The organism is Teredinibacter waterburyi, from assembly GCF_001922985.1.
In the GTDB taxonomy this organism is placed as follows: Bacteria; Pseudomonadota; Gammaproteobacteria; order Pseudomonadales; family Cellvibrionaceae; genus Teredinibacter; species Teredinibacter waterburyi.
Genome location: NZ_MRUH01000049.1, coordinates 1 through 2,572, shown reverse-complemented (window position 1 = coordinate 2,572; position 2,572 = coordinate 1). Strand labels below are relative to the sequence as shown.

Annotated in this window: 3 protein-coding genes; all 3 read left to right on the top strand. The window is 38.8% G+C overall.

Annotated features, from left to right (window positions below):
• The first annotated feature begins 70 nt into the window (after window positions 1–70).
• Window positions 71–583: a hypothetical protein gene (locus IDZ20_RS05455; RefSeq protein ID WP_188150420.1), complete on the top strand. Its 513-nt coding sequence runs from the start codon at window positions 71–73 to the stop codon at window positions 581–583.
• Window positions 584–674: 91 nt separating this feature from the next.
• Entirely contained in the window at window positions 675–1,148 is a 474-nt protein-coding gene (locus IDZ20_RS05450; RefSeq protein ID WP_188150419.1) for a L,D-transpeptidase family protein, read from the top strand.
• Window positions 1,149–1,361: 213 nt separating this feature from the next.
• Window positions 1,362–2,540, top strand: coding sequence for a S41 family peptidase (locus IDZ20_RS05445; RefSeq protein WP_188150418.1), 1,179 nt, complete (start codon window positions 1,362–1,364; stop codon window positions 2,538–2,540).
• Window positions 2,541–2,572: the final 32 nt, after the last annotated feature.

Here is a 2,572-nt window from a genome sequence, read left to right as displayed (position 1 = left end):
GGCTTCGCCACTTTACCGCAAAACTCCACTTCACACGCGGCACAGGTTAACGCGGCGTTATGAGTAAATCGTGAAAAAGTTCTTTCTACACTTAATAGTTGTGATTTTATTTCTGGCGTCCATACCGCTAGGGATTAGCGTTTTTTTCTGGATAGTAGGTAATCCGCTTGGCGTCTCTGACGTTAAACTAATCAACGAGGCTAATGAATTCGCAATATTTGAAGCGGTTGATATTCAAAGAAATATAAACAATGAAGGTAAGTGTCCGGAAGAGATGGATTTGTGGGACTCGCCTGTTTTTCCTGATGAGTATCAATTTCAAAAGAATATTGAAAACTCTAGAGATTCTATCCCTGTCTGGTTTTCCTGTGGCGAGGATCTAAAATTTCATATTTGGGTTCGTTATAGTATCGATAGTGATTTGGCAATTAAGGGGGGTAAGGGTGTTGATTTGGTGGTTGTGTATGGGCACTTCAGTGAACGAAAGAATCTTGTAATAGATACGTTGATTGAGAAAGATAAACTAGATAAAGTGCTAATTAGAGAGAAACTCATAACAAAAAGTTCAACGCGGACACAGTAACCTCCGTTTCGTTTATGTGCATACGCTACGCGTATTGTTGCACAACACTGCACTCCGGCTACTGTGCCGGTTAACTTGGCGTTACATGCTCATGAGAATAATCATCCTGCTAACCTTAATGATCTCAACTTCAGTTATTGCTGGAGTTGACTTGGTAAAGGTGGATAAATCTGAAAGCCGAATGTATCTACTTGATGGTGAAAGAGTAGTGAAGGAATATCATGTTGCTTTTGGTGCAAATCCAAAAGGCCACAAGCAGCAGGAAGGTGATGAAAAAACACCAGAAGGTAGTTACATCTTAGACTACAAAAAAGAAGACTCATCATTCTACAGGGCTATGCACATTAGCTATCCGAATGAGCAAGATAAGGCTAACGCTAAAAAATTAGGGGTTTCTCCGGGCGGATTTATAATGGTTCACGGGCAAAAAAACTGGTTGGGCTGGCTTTCTTTGGTTTCTCAAAGATTTAACTGGACCAACGGGTGTATTGCCTTAACAAACTCAGAAATGGATGAGTTCATGGATTTAGTAAAAGTTGGTACTGAAATCCAAATCGAATGGTAAGCATGTAACAAGGTTATCAACCCGACCTCCACTACGTTGCTTGGTTTGCGCTTTCACGCTACGCTAGCGCAAACAAATCAACTCCGTTTCGGCGGGTTATAACGGCGTTATAAGCCATTTGGACTTCGGACAATGATGAAAAAAGTATTATTTCTGACTCTATTCTATTCGTTAGATTTATTCGCAATGACTGAGAGCGATGCTGGGAGGTGGGTGAAAGATATAGATGCTTACTCAGCGGGAATATTGTTGCATCACATTGATCCATTTCATTCAGTTTCAAAAGATTATTTTGAAACTGAAATAAAAAATGTTAAGCGAGGCCTTTCAGAAAAAACCGAAAATGAAGTGGTCGTTGAATTAATGCGCTTAACAAATAGGATTAACGATGGGCATACTTCCTTTCCTCTATGGGGTCGGTCACTAAATAGTTTCCCCGTAGAGTTAAAAATATTCAATGGAAAGATCTATTGTGTGAAAAGCACCGATGATCAAGCTTATTTGCTAGGTGCCCGACTGGACTCTATCGATGGCATCTCATCAAGCGAAATAATAAAAAAGTTCTCTGAAATTACCCCATTCTCTGAAAACGAATATTCTACGATGACAAGAGTTGCAGAGTATATTCCGAAGGCTGAGGTTCTAAATGGTTTAGGAATAATTTCAAATATTCATGAAGCTGATTTTGTTTTTGAGCTCTCCAACAAAACAGCTACTTATAGGCTAACCTCGAGTCAATCACCGAAATTTGGTCCAAATCTAACATACCGACAAAAAAACATATTTATTCCATACAAAAAAATAGATTCTGATCTTTGGTTTGGGCCATCGGTTGACAATAAAACTGTATATGTCAATTTTCGCCGATATACATCCATTTCAAAAATGGAAAACTTGGCGGAAGATTTACTTGATTTTATCAACTCCCATAACTCTAAAAACTTGATAATTGACCTTAGAGATAATTATGGAGGAGATTTTTTTGTTGGGCTAAAGCTTGCCCAGTTCTTAGTGTTGGCTGATTCCATAAATTGGAAATCAGGTGTTTATGTTCTTATTGATAATGTGACTTTTTCTGCGGCCATGAGTAATGCTGCACAATTTTCCCAATTACTTAATGCTAAGTTAGTTGGCGAGCCAACGGGTGCAATGCCATCAGGGTACCAAGATATGGGACAGTTTAAACTGCCCAGCTCTAAGTTTGATGTCACTTATTCCAAGCGCTTGTATCACTTCACAAAAGACGATAAAGATGCTCTATATCCGGATATTTTAATAGAGCATTCCATAAACGAGTATATCGGAAATAATGATCGTCAATTGGAGTGGATTTTAAATGATATCACTGGAAGCAAGGCAGCTCCTAGTATCAACTTTGAACCGCGACAATAATAGTTAAAGTCCATAAAACATTTCCTCTGGTG